We start from the raw sequence: 13,220 nt of genomic DNA on the forward strand, positions 1-13,220 counted from the left end.
GGCATGAGAACTGCGGTGGTCCGTGTCGCCGTCGATCCGGCGGACCGGCTCGTGGGCGCCCAGCTAACCGAGGGCATGTCCGACCTCGTCGTGTTGGCTGCGGGCGCGGGCGTGGGCGTGGTCGACATCGACCTCGCGTCGCTTCCTCCAAGCCGCAGGCAGGTCGAATTGCTGATCGTCGGGGACGACGTCGACGAACTCCGGCGTACGGCAGTCGAGCTGTGCGCCAAGGCCTTCGGGGTGCACGGCGCGCAGCCCACGGTCGGCGTACTGACCTATGTGAGTAGGGGTACCGATGACGATGCGCACGGCGTACTGACGGGGCTTGGGCTGGACGGCGAGATCATGCGCGTGGCCGGCGACGAAGGCTGGGACGTCGTCACGGTCACGCTGCGCAAGGCCGACCTCGAACGCGTGCCCGAGAGCCGTGTGCACACCGCGCTGGAGGCCTCGCTGAACTGCGAGGTCCGCATCGTCGCCGTGTGATGGCCGAATCTGCATCAACGGCCGACGAATTCGAGGATCGCGGGGGCCGCCTGGACCCACGTGTCGAAGAGGCAGAAGTCCTTTCCGCCACTGGCGGTGAACTTCTCTCCCGCGCGCTCCCAGGCGTCCTCCGGCCATGGGGGGTCGATCAGCTCCGAACCCCTGATCAGACAGCTCACCTCGAGTGAGGTCCGCTTCGGGTGGTCCCAGTCGTTCTCGCCGCCGCGGATGATCAACGTCGGCACCTTGATGTCGTCGAACAGGCCGTCCTCGACTCCCGGGATGGTCTGACCGGGTTTCGACACGAAGGCGTTGAGCCAGCGCAGCATCACCTTGAGGAACTCGTCGGCATCCAGTGCGCCGAACCGGTCCGCGTTGGCCGGATTCTCGGCGATGCGTTCCTTCCACTCGCCGACGTGAAGGAGACCTCCGATTCCCGCTCCGCGAACCGCGAGAATGCTGGGCACGATGTAGTGCCCACCGAGAACGAACGATCCGTAGACACCGCCGACGATGTTCCACACCACCAGCTTCGTCGCCAGTTCGGGATAGAGGATCGTGGTCAGGATCGAATCGCGGGCGCCGCCAGAGCCGCCCGCGATGATGCACGGCCCGATCTCCAGCTTGGTGATCAGCTGCATCAACGTCTCGGCGCGCATGTGGGATTCGCTGTACCCGTAGAACTGCACGTCCGATGCCCCGCAGTTGGGGCGGTCCCACAACAGCACGCGGTGACCGCCCGCGACCAGTGCCTCGGCCAGGGGGCGCAACCCCGGGATGTCCTTGCTGAACCGGCCTCCCGGGGTCAGGGCGATGAAATCACCGCTGTCGCCCAGGATCTCGTACACGACGTTGCCGCCGTTGATCATCATCTTCTCGACTGTCAACGTCTCTCCGGTTGGTCAGGCCTGGACCAGGACGTCGTCGCCGACGACCCGAACCGGGTAGGTGCGGATGCTCCACTCCGGCTTGACCGCAGTGGTCCCGGTGGCGAGCTCGAAACCCCATTGGTGCCAAGGGCAGAAGATGAACTCCAGATCACGCACCATGACGGCGTCGCCGGGAACGGTCTCGTCCACCACGTTGCGGCCGCGGGGCCGTCCCGAACACAGCGGGCCGCCCTCGTGCGGGCAATAGTTGGCGATGGCGTAGAACGTCCCGTTGACGTTGTAGACACCGACGCCGTGCCGGCCGATGGGGACCAATTTGTGTGTGCCCGAGGGGATTTCGTCGACGGTGGCGACGACGTGCTCCCGCCCCTGCGCCAGCCGGGGCGTCGTGTCCTTCGCCATGGGTTAGAAGACCCGGACCTGTCCCTCGAGGACTGGCACGGTGTCCGGCAGCTTGTAGAACTCGAGACCGTTGCGGAACATGATCGCCTCGCGCGCGTGCTCGGGCAGATGCTTGACCAACCAGCGCGGGTCGTCGAACGTCCAGTGCGGGTAGTCGGAGGAGTACAGCAGGATCTTCTCGCACTCCATCCATTCGAACGCGCGCGAGAGCTCGGTCTTGTCCTCGGGGTAGTCCAGCGGCTGCGTCGTGAACTTGATGTTGCTCTTGACGTACTCCGATGGTTTGCGCTTGATGGTCATCCGCGACTTGCGCTTGGCGTAGATGGCGTCCATGCGCCACATCAGCGGCAGGATCCAGCTGAAGGCGTGCTCGATGAACACGACCTTCAAGGTGGGGTGGCGGTCGAACGTGCCGTCGAAGATGAGGCTCATGACCTGATTCGCCGCCAGCAGCGAGTAGGTGACCATGAAGTCGTGGTTGTAACTCGGCAGCCCGACCGGCGGAATCGGCAGTGTCTCGTATACGCCACGCGACAGATGGCAGCTGATCGGCATGTCGTATTTGGTGGCGGCCGCCCAGATGGGGTCGTAGATCGGGTCGCCCCACGACGGACGCGGCTCCGCCTTGATCAGGATCTGGGACATGTAGGGGTGTTCGGCCCACTTCTCGATCTCGCGGACCGCGCCCACCGGGTCCTCGATGGCGATGCAGATGGAACCACGCCAGCGTTGGTGCCAGTTGTTGTGGCTGTCGAGCCAGTTGTCGGCGAGCCATGAATTGGTGGCGATGCAGTAGGCCTGCGTCGCCTCGGCCAGCCGGGATTCGCCGTGGGTGGGCTCGAGGATGGCGATGTCCGAGCCGGCCTCCATGATGAGCTGCCGGGTGGCCATGTCCGGGTCACTGCAAGCGAATTCACCGTCGGGCGGGAACGTGTCGAGCCGCATCGCGTAGGAGTGCGCGTAGTCGGGTGCGTCGTAGTAGATCGTGTCGCCCACTGCGTGATTGGTGAAGTACCCGCTGCGCCACGGTTCCGGGATGTACTCCACCAACTCGCCACGGCGCGGCATCGGGTGCACGTCGGAGTCGACGCACCGCACCGCGATGCGCTCGGCGGCGGGCACCCGTGGATTGGTCGTGATCGTCATGTTGGCCTCCTCGCCATCGATCTACTGTGCCCGAAGGGCGGACGGGATGACTGAACTTTCGATGCCGTACAGCTCGGCCGCGTTGCGCCAGCAGAGTTTGTCCCGCTGCTCGTCGCTGTAACTGCTCGGCACCTGAAGCTCGTTGCAGTCCCAGTGCGGGTAGCTCGAGCCGAACATCGTCATGTCGTCCTTGCCCGTGAAACCGAACCACTCACCGGCGAACTCGGTGTCGCCCGGCCCGTCGAGGCCACCCTGGATGAAGTAGACGTGTCCGGGCAGATAGTCGCTCGGCATCTTCGGCGCCCACGGCGTCTGTTCGAGGTGCGGCCGGCCGAAGCAGTCCATCCGCCACATGAATGGCGTCAGGAGGTCCGCCGCACCGTCGGCCCAGACGAACTTCAGACCCGGGGAGCGTTCGAAGACGCCCTCGGCGATCATGTTCATCAGGTGGTAGAGGTAGTTGAGCGACATGAACGACAGGTACTGCTCGTAGGTGCGAGTCTTGCCCGAAGGCGTTGGTGGGAAGGCGATTCCGGCGCCCACCTCGATGTGGACGGCGACCGGCAGGTTCGCCGCCGCGGCGGCGTCCCACAGCGGCCAGAACTGCGGCTTGCCATAGAGTTCGCGGGACTGCAGCGGGACTCCGATCTGCACCACCCGCGGGTGGTCCCGGTACTTCTCGATCTCGCGCACGGCACCGGCGACGTCATCGGGGTCGACGCGCAGCGTGCCGCGGAACCGGTCGCCGAACTCGCCGTCGAGCCAGCGCGTGACCATCATGTCGTTGTGCGCGGACGCGATCGCCGTTCCGAGGTGCCGGTCGGGCATGATTCCGCGGGTCATGGGATGCAGGATGGCGACGTCGACGCCGCGTCGTTCGAACAGCTCCTGGGCCACGAGTTCGGGCACGGAGCCCGGGTACTGACGATTCGGGCCGCGGCTGCCGTTGACGTACTCGCCACCCGGCGCGCCGTACCAGTCCATCTCGTAGTCCGGAAAGCCCCGGCTGCGGTAGGGCTCCCGCATGAACGTCTGACGTAGGTCTTCGTTGGACTGGCAGAAGATGTGCACGCTCGCGTCGATGACGGGGACGTGCGAGGTACCGCCTGTCCCGTCCCGCAGTTCCTTCACCGGATCCATCCTTCACGTCGTCGTCTGGGCGCAGCCGCACCAGACACGACCCCAGTGTAGATCGTTGTTCTTCTTTGGCAAGAATATTGTTCTCCGGCCGATTGCGAGGATCGGCGCTGGTGAGAGTGTGTGCTGGTCAGTCGCACGAGGCAGGCTCGGTGAAATGAGGTAGCAGTATGGGGAGAATGCTTGACTCGCTAATGAGAATGATATTCTCACAGTGAATCGACGACGATGCAGGAGGCGGCGGCATGCTGTTGGAGTTCGACGCTGATCAGCGCCTATGGCAGGGAACGGTCCGCGACGCGGTAGGCAAGCAGTGTCCGGCATCGCTGGTCCGCAGCGTCGCCGAGGACGGTGTGGACGCCGGGCCACTGTGGAAGCTCTACGTCGACGCCGGTTGGACCGAGCTGGCCGACCCCGACAACGCCGTCGAGCTGGCGATCCTGCTGGAGGAGTTGGGGCGCGCCACCGACCCCACGCCGTTCCTGGCCACGCTGACGCAGTTCGCGCCGCTCGTCGGCGACCGGTTCGACCCTCAACAGGCGGGCGCCGCGGTGTACGACGGCGTCACCGCTCACCGTGACGCCGAGGGCTGGGTCCTCAACGGCACGGCGCGCCACGTCCTCGACGGCGACCGCGCCGATCGCCTCGCCGTGGTGACCGCGGCCGGGGTGTTCATCGTCGATGCGCACGCGGTCGACGCGCGGCGCAGTTCGGTGTTCGACCCGGTGCTGCACGTGGCCGAGGTGACCTTCGCCGGCGTGCGCATCGCCGATGCCGACAGGGTTTCCGTCGACACCGAACGTGCGCGACACCTGGCCCTCACCGGCATGGCGATCACCATGGTGGGGGCGTGTCAGCGCATCCTGGACCTCGCCATCGAACACGTGAAGAACCGTCAGCAGTTCGGGGTGGCCATCGGCTCGTTCCAAGCCGTGCAGCACAAGGCGACGGACATGCACGTCGCCATCGAAAGGGCCCGCGCGCTGGCTTATTTCGCCGCCTTGACCATCGCGGCCGACGACCCGCGTCGTCGGCTGGCGGCCGCAATGGCCAAGGCCTCGGCGGGGGAGTGTCAATCGCTGGTGTTCCGCCACGGCCTGCAGCTCTTCGGGGCCATGGGGTTCACGTGGGAGAACGACCTGCAGTTCGCGCTCAAGCGAGCGAAGGCCGGTGAGTTGATGCTGGGCGGCGCCGCCGAACACCGCGCGATGATCGCCGAAGAGTACGGAGCCCTCTGATGCAGTTGACGTTCGATTCCGACGTCGAAGAGTTCCGCGCCGAGTTCGTCGCGTTCCTCACCGAGCATCTGCCCACCGCCGAGCAGACGTCGGAACGCCCACGGTCGGTGTCGCACATGCCGCAGTGGGCCCGTGACTGGCAACGTCTGCTGTTCGACAACGGCTGGCTGCTGCCGGCGCAGCCGCCTGAGTTCGGGGGCCGCAACGCGAGCGTGCTGCAGCAGTACGTGCACCTCGAGGAACTCTGCAACCGTCGGATCTATCACTCGTTCAATCCGCAGGGCGTCAACATCATTGCGGCATCGCTCATTTCATTCGGCTCCGATGAGCAGAAGCACCAGTGGGCGGTACCGGTGCTACGCGGCGAGAAGACCGCGTCGCTTGGCATGAGCGAACCGAGTGCGGGTTCTGACCTGGCGTCACTGCGCACCAGGGCGGTTCTGAATGGGGACAGGTTCGTCGTCAACGGCCAGAAGGTGTGGACGTCGGGCGCCCATGACGCCGACTTCCTGCTGACGTTCGTGCGGACCGATCCGGATGCGCCCAAGCACAAGGGCATCAGCGCGTTGCTCATCCCGACCGACCTGCCGGGAGTGGTGCGTCGTCCGTTCGCCGATCTCTGCGGCGAGGACAACAAGGACTTCAACGAGGTGTTCTTCACCGACGTCGAGGTGCCCGTCGAGAATCTCGTCGGCCCGCTCAACGGGGGGTGGGGCGTCATCAACGGTTCACTCGGTCACGAGCGCACGATGATGTGGCTCGGGTTCGCCGACCGCATCGACAACATGATCGGCGATTTCCGTCCGGCGACCGCGCTGGAGCGCGACCAGTACGCCACGACCGTCATGGACTACCACGCCCTGCGGCTGATGGGCTCGATCTCGCTGGCGAAGGCCGCCCGCGGCGAGGTGGACGTCGCGTCGGTGTCGGTGCTCAAGCTCTTCGGATCCGAGGCGGAGATGAACGCGTCCAACAACATTCTGACTGCCGCCGGCGCCGAGGGACTGATCCATCCGGCGACTACGGGACCGTACGCGCACATGAACCTCGACCACTACTTCGCGAGTTGGTTCGAGCGCTTCGCCCGCAGCTTCTCGGGCACCATCGCCGGTGGCACGTCGGAGATCCAGCGCAACATCATCGCCCAGCAGGTGCTCGGGCTGCCCCGCCCCTAGCCGGCCCATCGTCTTCTTCCCCGCGAGCGTGCGTGTCTGCGGGCCTGTGGTCGGCGTGTCGCCCGAGTTTGCGCACGCTCGCGGCGGGTTCGGGTTCGGGTTCGCCGCCATCGCACTGACGAGCGTGCGCAAAGTTGGATCGGGCTTCGGCGTGTCGGCCGCAGACGCGCACGCTCGCGCAAGAAGGGGAGCAAGAAAGAGGGAGGGGAGGGGACTGGAGGTCACCAGTCGATGACGGCGGCGTCCTTGCGCTCGGTGATCGGCCGGGCCAACTCCTGCTCGTCGCAGATCCGCTGCAGGTTCTCCAGCGTCTCGTCGAGGCCGGGACCCAATCGCCTACCCGGGGTGAACGTGGCGGGCAGATGCTTCATGCCCTGGATCACGCCGATGCTCTCGTAATGCTCGGCGCCTTCGGGATCACACACGTAGTCGGGCATCCGATCGAGCACGGCGGTCAGCATCGACTTGAACACGGTTCGGGCCACGTTGGACCCGACGCAGCGGTGGACACCGATGCCGAAGCTGAAGTGCCGGTTGCCCTTTCGATCCAACATGACCTCGTTCGGTTCGTCGAACACCGACGGGTCGCGGTTGGCCATGGCCCACGACAGCCACAGCCGCTCGCCCTCGTGAAAGCGCTGACCGTCGACCTCGACGTCCTCGGCGAAGGTGCGGCCATCTCCTGGCGCGGGCGTGAAGTAGCGGAGGAACTCCTCGGTGGCCGGGTCCAGCAGGGTGTCGCGCTCGTGACTGAGCCGCTCACGCTGATCCGGGTGCTCCGAAAGCCATTCCAGCGCATGCGCGGTGAGCGCCGTGGTGGTGTCGAACCCACCGCCGATGACTAGCCCGAGGTTGCCGAGGATCTCCAGGTCGGGGGCGGGCTCACCGTCGATGCGCAGGTTCAGTAGCGCATTCACCAGGCCTGGTCGCGGATTCTCCCGGATCTCCATCATCGTGGTGATCATGTCGATGCCCATCTGCCGGTTCATCTCGGCGACCCGCGGGGCATCGGGCGAGTGTTCGGGGGTGGACACCCCGGCATGGGCGGGCTCGCTGTAGATCAACCACTTCTTCAGCTCGATGCCCATCATGGCGAGTGTCAGCACGGCGGGCACGATGTTGGCCAGGTCGTCGACGAAGTCGATGCGACCGGTCTCGATCTTCTCGTCCAGTGCGGCGCGGGTGATCTCGTCGACGAAGGGCACCCACCGTTTGATCGCGGCCGGGGACAGATACGGATTGAGGGCACCGCGGTAGATGCCGTGTTCGGGCTCGTCCATCTCGAGGATCCCGCCGCGCACGACCGTCGCGCGTTGCGCCTTCGGAATGGTGATGCCCTGGTAACCCCTTCGCTCTCCGTGCAGGTCGTGGTCGTTGGAGACGACGGGACAACGCGCGAGCTCGAACACCTCGCTGCTGCCTGCGGCGACCCAGTGCCCGCCGTAGACGTCGGTCCACGCCACCGGGCACTTGGCGTGCATCGCCTCGGTGATCTCCTGGAACTGCTCCCGGTACTCCGGGGTGTGCCGATCGAAGTGGATGCCGTTCTTCTTGCGGTCGTCGTCGGCTTCTCGCGAAAGCGGCTCATCGCAGTCGTCGATGGTCACGGCGGTGTCTCCTAGTGTTCTTGGGCGAACGGTCGGCATCGGTCGAAGTGACGGGGCTGCAACGTCATTCGATGACGATGGCCTGTTCCGGGCACGACTGGGCGGCTTCTGCGACCTGGGCCTCGCGGTCGGCGGGCACCAGCTCGGTCACTGGCGAAGCATGACCGTCGACGTCGTCGAGTTCGAACGAGTCGGGCGCGATCATCGCGCACAGGGTGTGTCCCTGGCAGCGCTGTCCGTCAACTGACACCTTCACGTTCGTACCCTTCTGATGTTGCGAATGTCGTTGTCCGGAGCTGGTCTAGACGTGGTAGTCGTACCACTTGAGGTATCCGCCGCCGTCGACCCGCATCTGCATGCCCGTCACGTACCTGGCCTCCTCGGAGGCGAGGAACAGGATCATGTTGCTGATGTCGATCGGCTCGATGTAAGGGATCTTCATCGCTTGCTGGACCCCGAAGACCGGTTCGGCGTCGGCACGCGTGGGGTTCTCCAGGTCGGGCCGGAAAGACCGGTACATCGGCGCGCTCTGCAACATGTCGGTGTTGCAATTCGTCGGATGGACGACGTTGGCGCGGATTCCGCGCGGCGCCAGGTGCGTGGCGAGGTCGTAGACGTAGCCGGACAGCGCACGCTTGGAGGTCAGGTACGCCACACCGCCCAGGTCGGCGCCGGGATTGTCGACCTTGGCGACGTCCATCAGGGCCGCGGTCGAACCGGTGGCGATGATCGAGGCGCCTTCGCCGAGGTGGGGAAGTGCCACCTGAATGGCATTGATGGTGCCCACCAGGTTGGTGTTGATCACGTCGCACCAGGCGTCGATCTGAGGTTCGCCCTTCATGCCGGCAACGCCCGCCTGGGCCACCACGATGTCGAGCTTGCCCAATTCGCCGATGCCCTGTTCGAGTGCGGCCCGAAGCTGGGCGGCATCGCGCACGTCGGCCTTGGCCGTCACGATGCGCTGCCCGGTCTTCTCGACGTACTGCGCCGTTTCCTCGAGATCCTCGAGGGTGGCCATCGAGTAGCCAATGGACGGGATGTCCTCGCACAGGTCGACGGCGATGATGTCCGCGCCCTCCTCGGCCAATCGGATCGCGTGACTGCGACCCTGCCCGCGCGCGGCGCCGGTGATGAAAGCGACCTTGCCCTCAACGCGTCCCATCGGAAGTCCTCTCCTTCGACTGCACTGCCTGTGTCATCACTGTCTGTGTCATCGCTTAGGTGTTTCGCCCGCCGTTGACGCCGAGGATCTGGCCGGTGATGTAGCTGGCCTCGTCGGAGATGAGGAAGGAGCACGCGGCGGCGATGTCCTCGGGCTTGCCGATCCGCCGAACCGGGGTCTGCTCGATGGTCTTCTCGATGTCGCCGAGGAAGCCGCGGCTCTCGGCCTTGCGCAGCATCGGGGTGTCGATGAAACCGGGCGGAACCGCGTTGACCGTGATGCCATCCGGTCCGTATTCGAGCGCGAGGCTCTTGGTGAGTCCGTTCACCGCCGACTTGGCCGACACGTAGTGCGACATGTACGGCGTGCCCGAATGAGTGCTCGACGAGGAGATGTTGACGATCCGGCCCCAGTTCGCCTCGATCATGTCGGGCAGGACAGCCTGGATGCAGTGGAAGACGCCGTTGAGGTTGACGTCGATGACGCGTCGCCAGGTGTCGAAGTCGATGTCGAGGAAGCGCTTGAAACCATCCAGCCCGGCGGCGTTCACCAGGATGGTGACCGGCCCCAGCTGGGCCCGGATGGCGTCGAGTGCCGTATCGATGGCCGCTCGGTCGGTGACGTCCGCCGTGAAGGCGAACTCCTCGTCGGAAGGATTCAGATCCAGCGTCGCGACGTGATAGCCGTCGGAGCGCAGACGATTCGCGATCGCCGCGCCGATGCCGGAACCGCCTCCCGTGACGACGGCGTTCTTCACTGCGGGGTCCTCCCGGTAAGTTCGATCGAGTTCGTAAGAACAGTGCTTCCGATTATGAGAACCGTACTCTCCGGTCGCCAGATCTCGCAAGACAACCGTTCCGCCGCCAGATCCAAAACCGTACTGGCCAAGGGTCTTGCAAGGCCCTGACGAGGTGGTCTGAGGCTGCTTGTGTTCTCGTCTAGCGAATGTATGATTCGCCACTGATGAGAATGAAATTTCCATCACACTGAGGAGGATGATGGGCCAGACACCGACGATGGCCGCCGACGGGCGTGCAGGCTCGGGTGCGCACGCGCCCCGGTCGAAGGCCGACCGGCGGATGCTGGTGGACGGGAAACTCGTCGAGGCTGGGCGGAGTCGGGCTGCCGACGACATCGACTCGCGGAGTCGGGCTGCCGACGACATCGACTCGCGGAGTGGGGCTGCCGACGACATCGACTCGAGGACCTTCCCCTCGCTCAACCCTGCGACCGGGGAGGTGCTGGGCTACGCGCCCGACGCCACCGCCGAGGATGCCCGCGCGGCCATCGGTGCGGCCCGGCGGGCGTTCGACACGACGACCTGGTCCACCGACGTCGAGTTCCGGATTCACTGTCTGGAGCAGCTGCACGCCGCTCTGGTCGAACACCGCGACGAGCTGGGTGCCCTGACCATCGCAGAAGTCGGCGCGACGCCCGCCCTGCTCGCCGGTCCCCAGCTCGACGACCCGATCCGGATCGTCCGCTTCTACGCCGACCTCCTGAAGACCTATCCGATGACCGAAGACCTCGGCAACGTCGCGAGCCGGGGGCAGCTGCACCATCGTTGGGTGGAGAAGGAAGCGGCGGGTGTGGTCGCCGCCATCATCGCCTACAACTACCCCAACCAGCTCGCGCTCGCGAAGCTGGCGCCCGCCCTGGCCGCCGGGTGCACCGTGGTCCTCAAGGGTGCCCCGGATACGCCGCTCATCACCTTGGCGCTCGGCGAGCTGATCGCCCAGCACACCGACATTCCGGCGGGCGTGGTGAACGTGTTGAGTTCGGCAGACCCCGCAGTCGGGCCCGTGCTGACCGCCAGCCCCGAGGTCGACGTGGTCACCTTCACCGGTTCCACGCCGACCGGCCGCGCGATCATGGCGGCGGGTAGTGCGACGGTGAAGCGCGTCTTCCTGGAGCTGGGTGGGAAGTCGGCGATGATCATGCTCGACGATGCCGACATAGGCAGCTGCGCGATGATGGCGGCCTTCACGATCGTCACGCACGCCGGACAGGGCTGTGCCCTCACGACGCGTCTACTGGTGCCCAACGCGCGCAAGGACGAGATCGTCGCGCAGGTGGCGGCGAACCTGGCCCATGTACGCCACGGCGACCCGGCGGATCCGAAGACCTACATGGGGCCGCTGATCAGCGAGCAACAGCGGGACAAGGTGCACGGCATCGTCCAGCGCGCCGTGGCTGACGGCGCCACTCTGGTCACCGGCGGCGAGAAGCTGGATCCGGGCTTCTTCTATGCCCCCACGTTGCTGACCGACGTCGATCCGGACAGCGAGATCGCGCAGGAGGAGATCTTCGGCCCGGTGCTCGTCGTCATCGGCTACGAGGACGACGACGATGCGGTCCGCATCGCCAACAACTCGATCTACGGACTGGCCGGCGGTGTCTTCGGCGATGAGGACCGGGCCCTGGCCATGGCTCGCCGCATTCGCGCCGGCTCCCTGAGTATCAACGGCGGCAACTACTTCGGTGCGGAGACGCCCTTCGGCGGCTACAAGCAGTCGGGAATCGGCAGGGAGATGGGCGTCGCCGGGCTCGAGGAGTTCCAGGAGCAGAAGGCCTACGCGACGGTCGTTCCCGGAGAGAAGGCATGAGCGGGCCGCTGGAGGGCATCCGCGTCCTCGAGGTCGCGATGTACGGGTTCGTGCCGTCGGCGGGCGCGGTGCTCGCCGAGTGGGGCGCCGACGTCATCAAGGTCGAGCACGCCGTCACCGGGGATCCGCAACGCGGCCTGCGACAGACCGGTTCACTTCGCGTGGAGGGCGATCCGAACCCCAACATCGAGCATGCCAACCGCGGCAAGCGCAGCATCGGGCTCGACGTGTCCAAGCCCGAGGGCCGCGAGGTCCTCCTCGAACTCGCCAAGCGTGCAGACGTGTTCTTGACGAGTTTCCTTCCCGGGCACCGCAGGAAGTTCGGGATGGACGTCGACGACATCCGCGCGGTGAACCCAAAGATCATCTACGCCAGGGGAAGTGCGCTCGGCCCACGCGGAATCGAATCCGAGAAGGGTGGTTACGACATGACCGCCTTCTGGTGCCGTGCGGGTACGGCGGCGTCCATCACGCCTGCGGGCACCAAGGGAATGATCGGTCCACCCGGGCCGGCCTACGGCGATACCATTTCCGGCACCAACCTCGCCGGTGGCATCGCGGCGGCTCTGTTCAAGCGTGAGCGCACGGGCGAGCCCTCGACGGTCGACGTCTCGTTGCTCGGCAGCGGACTATGGGCCATGGGGCACACCATCGCGTTGACCTCACACCTCCATCAGTTGATGGTCTCGCCGCCGCCCGGTGTGCACGGCTCGCCGATCAACCCTCTCGTCGGCGTCTACGAGACGAAGGACAACCGCTACATCTCGCTGGTGATGATGCAGCCCACCAAGTTCTGGGCTGACGTCTGCCGGCACGTGGAGCGCGAAGACCTCGTCGACGACCCGCGTTTCGCAACGGTCGAGTCGATTGCCGAGCACACGGGAGAAGCAGTCGAAATCCTCCGCGAGGCGATTGCCGGCCGTACCCTTCCAGAGTGGAGTGCACGGTTTGCCACCCTTGCGGGACCGTGGGCTCCCGTGCAAGACACGTTGCAGGCAGCTGACGACGCGCAGGTGCGTGCGAACGACTACATCGTGCGTGCTGGCGACTTGGACCTCGTCGCCAATCCCGTCCAGTTCGACGTCGAGCCACCCCACACCGGTCCCGCACCGGCCTTCGCCGAGCAGACCGACGAGGTACTGGTCGAACTCGGCCTGGACTGGGATCGCATCATCGAGCTGAAGACGGCCGGCGCCGTCACCTAGACGACTCGGAGGCCTTGATGCCCAATGTCGCGACCCGGCGCACCCGGGGGCCGGGGTGAACACCGGAACCCGGCCGACGTCGCGGCGACGTGTCGTTGTACGGCAACATGATTGGTTCGGCGTCATCGACGAGGAGGAGGCTACGGACATCCGTTTCGGAACTGGT

General features: G+C 65.8%; 13 protein-coding genes. 5 read left to right on the forward strand and 8 right to left on the reverse strand.

The window, feature by feature from the left end:
• Positions 1–3 precede the first annotated feature (3 nt).
• Positions 4–486 (forward strand): hypothetical protein, encoded by a 483-nt coding sequence (locus tag QUE68_RS08385; protein WP_284225522.1) that lies wholly within the window; start codon positions 4–6, stop codon positions 484–486.
• 14 nt (positions 487–500) lie between these two features.
• On the opposite strand, the gene QUE68_RS08390 is transcribed toward QUE68_RS08385, so the two are convergent.
• The 4 genes from QUE68_RS08390 to QUE68_RS08405 are packed head-to-tail and all read right to left on the reverse strand — an operon-like array spanning position 501 to position 4,055.
• Entirely contained in the window at positions 501–1,358 is an 858-nt protein-coding gene (locus QUE68_RS08390) for an alpha/beta fold hydrolase (protein ID WP_284230782.1), read from the reverse strand.
• Between the two features lie 30 nt (positions 1,359–1,388).
• A complete protein-coding gene (locus QUE68_RS08395) occupies positions 1,389–1,778 on the reverse strand; it encodes a Rieske (2Fe-2S) protein (RefSeq protein WP_284225523.1) in 390 nt (129 codons plus the stop codon).
• A gap of 3 nt (positions 1,779–1,781) precedes the next feature.
• Positions 1,782–2,924 carry an amidohydrolase family protein gene (locus QUE68_RS08400; RefSeq protein WP_284225524.1) on the reverse strand — a complete coding sequence of 381 codons (1,143 nt, stop codon included), beginning with the start codon at positions 2,922–2,924 and terminating at the stop codon, positions 1,782–1,784.
• Positions 2,925–2,945: 21 nt separating this feature from the next.
• Positions 2,946–4,055 (reverse strand): amidohydrolase family protein, encoded by a 1,110-nt coding sequence (locus QUE68_RS08405; RefSeq protein WP_284225525.1) that lies wholly within the window; start codon positions 4,053–4,055, stop codon positions 2,946–2,948.
• 251 nt (positions 4,056–4,306) lie between these two features.
• Between QUE68_RS08405 and QUE68_RS08410 the strand changes: the two genes are divergently transcribed.
• Together QUE68_RS08410 and QUE68_RS08415 are read left to right on the forward strand one after the other, a co-directional pair.
• On the forward strand, positions 4,307–5,299 hold the full coding sequence (locus QUE68_RS08410) for an acyl-CoA dehydrogenase family protein (RefSeq protein ID WP_286275411.1): 993 nt from the start codon (positions 4,307–4,309) through the stop codon (positions 5,297–5,299).
• The gene (locus tag QUE68_RS08415; RefSeq protein WP_286275412.1) at positions 5,299–6,474 is read left to right on the forward strand and encodes an acyl-CoA dehydrogenase family protein; all 1,176 of its coding nucleotides are present in this window, start codon (positions 5,299–5,301) and stop codon (positions 6,472–6,474) included. Before QUE68_RS08410 ends, QUE68_RS08415 begins: the two co-directional genes overlap by 1 nt.
• 221 nt (positions 6,475–6,695) lie before the next feature.
• On the opposite strand, the gene QUE68_RS08420 is transcribed toward QUE68_RS08415, so the two are convergent.
• The 4 genes from QUE68_RS08420 to QUE68_RS08435 form a co-directional block, all read right to left on the reverse strand.
• A complete protein-coding gene (locus QUE68_RS08420) occupies positions 6,696–8,081 on the reverse strand; it encodes a cytochrome P450 (RefSeq protein ID WP_284225528.1) in 1,386 nt (461 codons plus the stop codon).
• A gap of 64 nt (positions 8,082–8,145) precedes the next feature.
• Complete coding sequence (locus QUE68_RS08425) at positions 8,146–8,337, reverse strand: ferredoxin (RefSeq protein ID WP_284225529.1); 192 nt, start codon at positions 8,335–8,337, stop codon at positions 8,146–8,148.
• Between the two features lie 45 nt (positions 8,338–8,382).
• A complete protein-coding gene (locus QUE68_RS08430) occupies positions 8,383–9,243 on the reverse strand; it encodes a mycofactocin-coupled SDR family oxidoreductase (RefSeq protein WP_284225530.1) in 861 nt (286 codons plus the stop codon).
• A gap of 55 nt (positions 9,244–9,298) precedes the next feature.
• Entirely contained in the window at positions 9,299–10,000 is a 702-nt protein-coding gene (locus QUE68_RS08435; RefSeq protein ID WP_284225531.1) for an SDR family NAD(P)-dependent oxidoreductase, read from the reverse strand.
• Between the two features lie 241 nt (positions 10,001–10,241).
• On the opposite strand from QUE68_RS08435, the gene QUE68_RS08440 reads away from it, so the two are divergent.
• Positions 10,242–11,849, forward strand: coding sequence for an aldehyde dehydrogenase family protein (locus QUE68_RS08440; protein ID WP_286275771.1), 1,608 nt, complete (start codon positions 10,242–10,244; stop codon positions 11,847–11,849).
• The gene (locus QUE68_RS08445; protein WP_284225533.1) at positions 11,846–13,054 is read left to right on the forward strand and encodes a CaiB/BaiF CoA transferase family protein; all 1,209 of its coding nucleotides are present in this window, start codon (positions 11,846–11,848) and stop codon (positions 13,052–13,054) included. Before QUE68_RS08440 ends, QUE68_RS08445 begins: the two co-directional genes overlap by 4 nt.
• The last annotated feature ends 166 nt before the right edge of the window (positions 13,055–13,220 follow it).

Source organism: Mycolicibacterium sp. TUM20985, from assembly GCF_030295745.1.
Taxonomy (GTDB): Bacteria; Actinomycetota; Actinomycetes; order Mycobacteriales; family Mycobacteriaceae; genus Mycobacterium.

Bases quoted from the DNA above. Each gene is read 5' to 3' on its own strand.
- QUE68_RS08385 (WP_284225522.1), top strand. From the start codon at position 4: ATGAGAACTGCGGTGGTCCGTGTCGCCGTCGATCCGGCGGACCGGCTC.
- QUE68_RS08390 (WP_284230782.1), bottom strand. From the start codon at position 1,358: ATGATGATCAACGGCGGCAACGTCGTGTACGAGATCCTGGGCGACAGC.
- QUE68_RS08395 (WP_284225523.1), bottom strand. From the start codon at position 1,778: ATGGCGAAGGACACGACGCCCCGGCTGGCGCAGGGGCGGGAGCACGTC.
- QUE68_RS08400 (WP_284225524.1), bottom strand. From the start codon at position 2,924: ATGACGATCACGACCAATCCACGGGTGCCCGCCGCCGAGCGCATCGCG.
- QUE68_RS08410 (WP_286275411.1), top strand. From the start codon at position 4,307: ATGCTGTTGGAGTTCGACGCTGATCAGCGCCTATGGCAGGGAACGGTC.
- QUE68_RS08415 (WP_286275412.1), top strand. From the start codon at position 5,299: ATGCAGTTGACGTTCGATTCCGACGTCGAAGAGTTCCGCGCCGAGTTC.
- QUE68_RS08430 (WP_284225530.1), bottom strand. From the start codon at position 9,243: ATGGGACGCGTTGAGGGCAAGGTCGCTTTCATCACCGGCGCCGCGCGC.
- QUE68_RS08440 (WP_286275771.1), top strand. From the start codon at position 10,242: ATGGGCCAGACACCGACGATGGCCGCCGACGGGCGTGCAGGCTCGGGT.
- QUE68_RS08445 (WP_284225533.1), top strand. From the start codon at position 11,846: ATGAGCGGGCCGCTGGAGGGCATCCGCGTCCTCGAGGTCGCGATGTAC.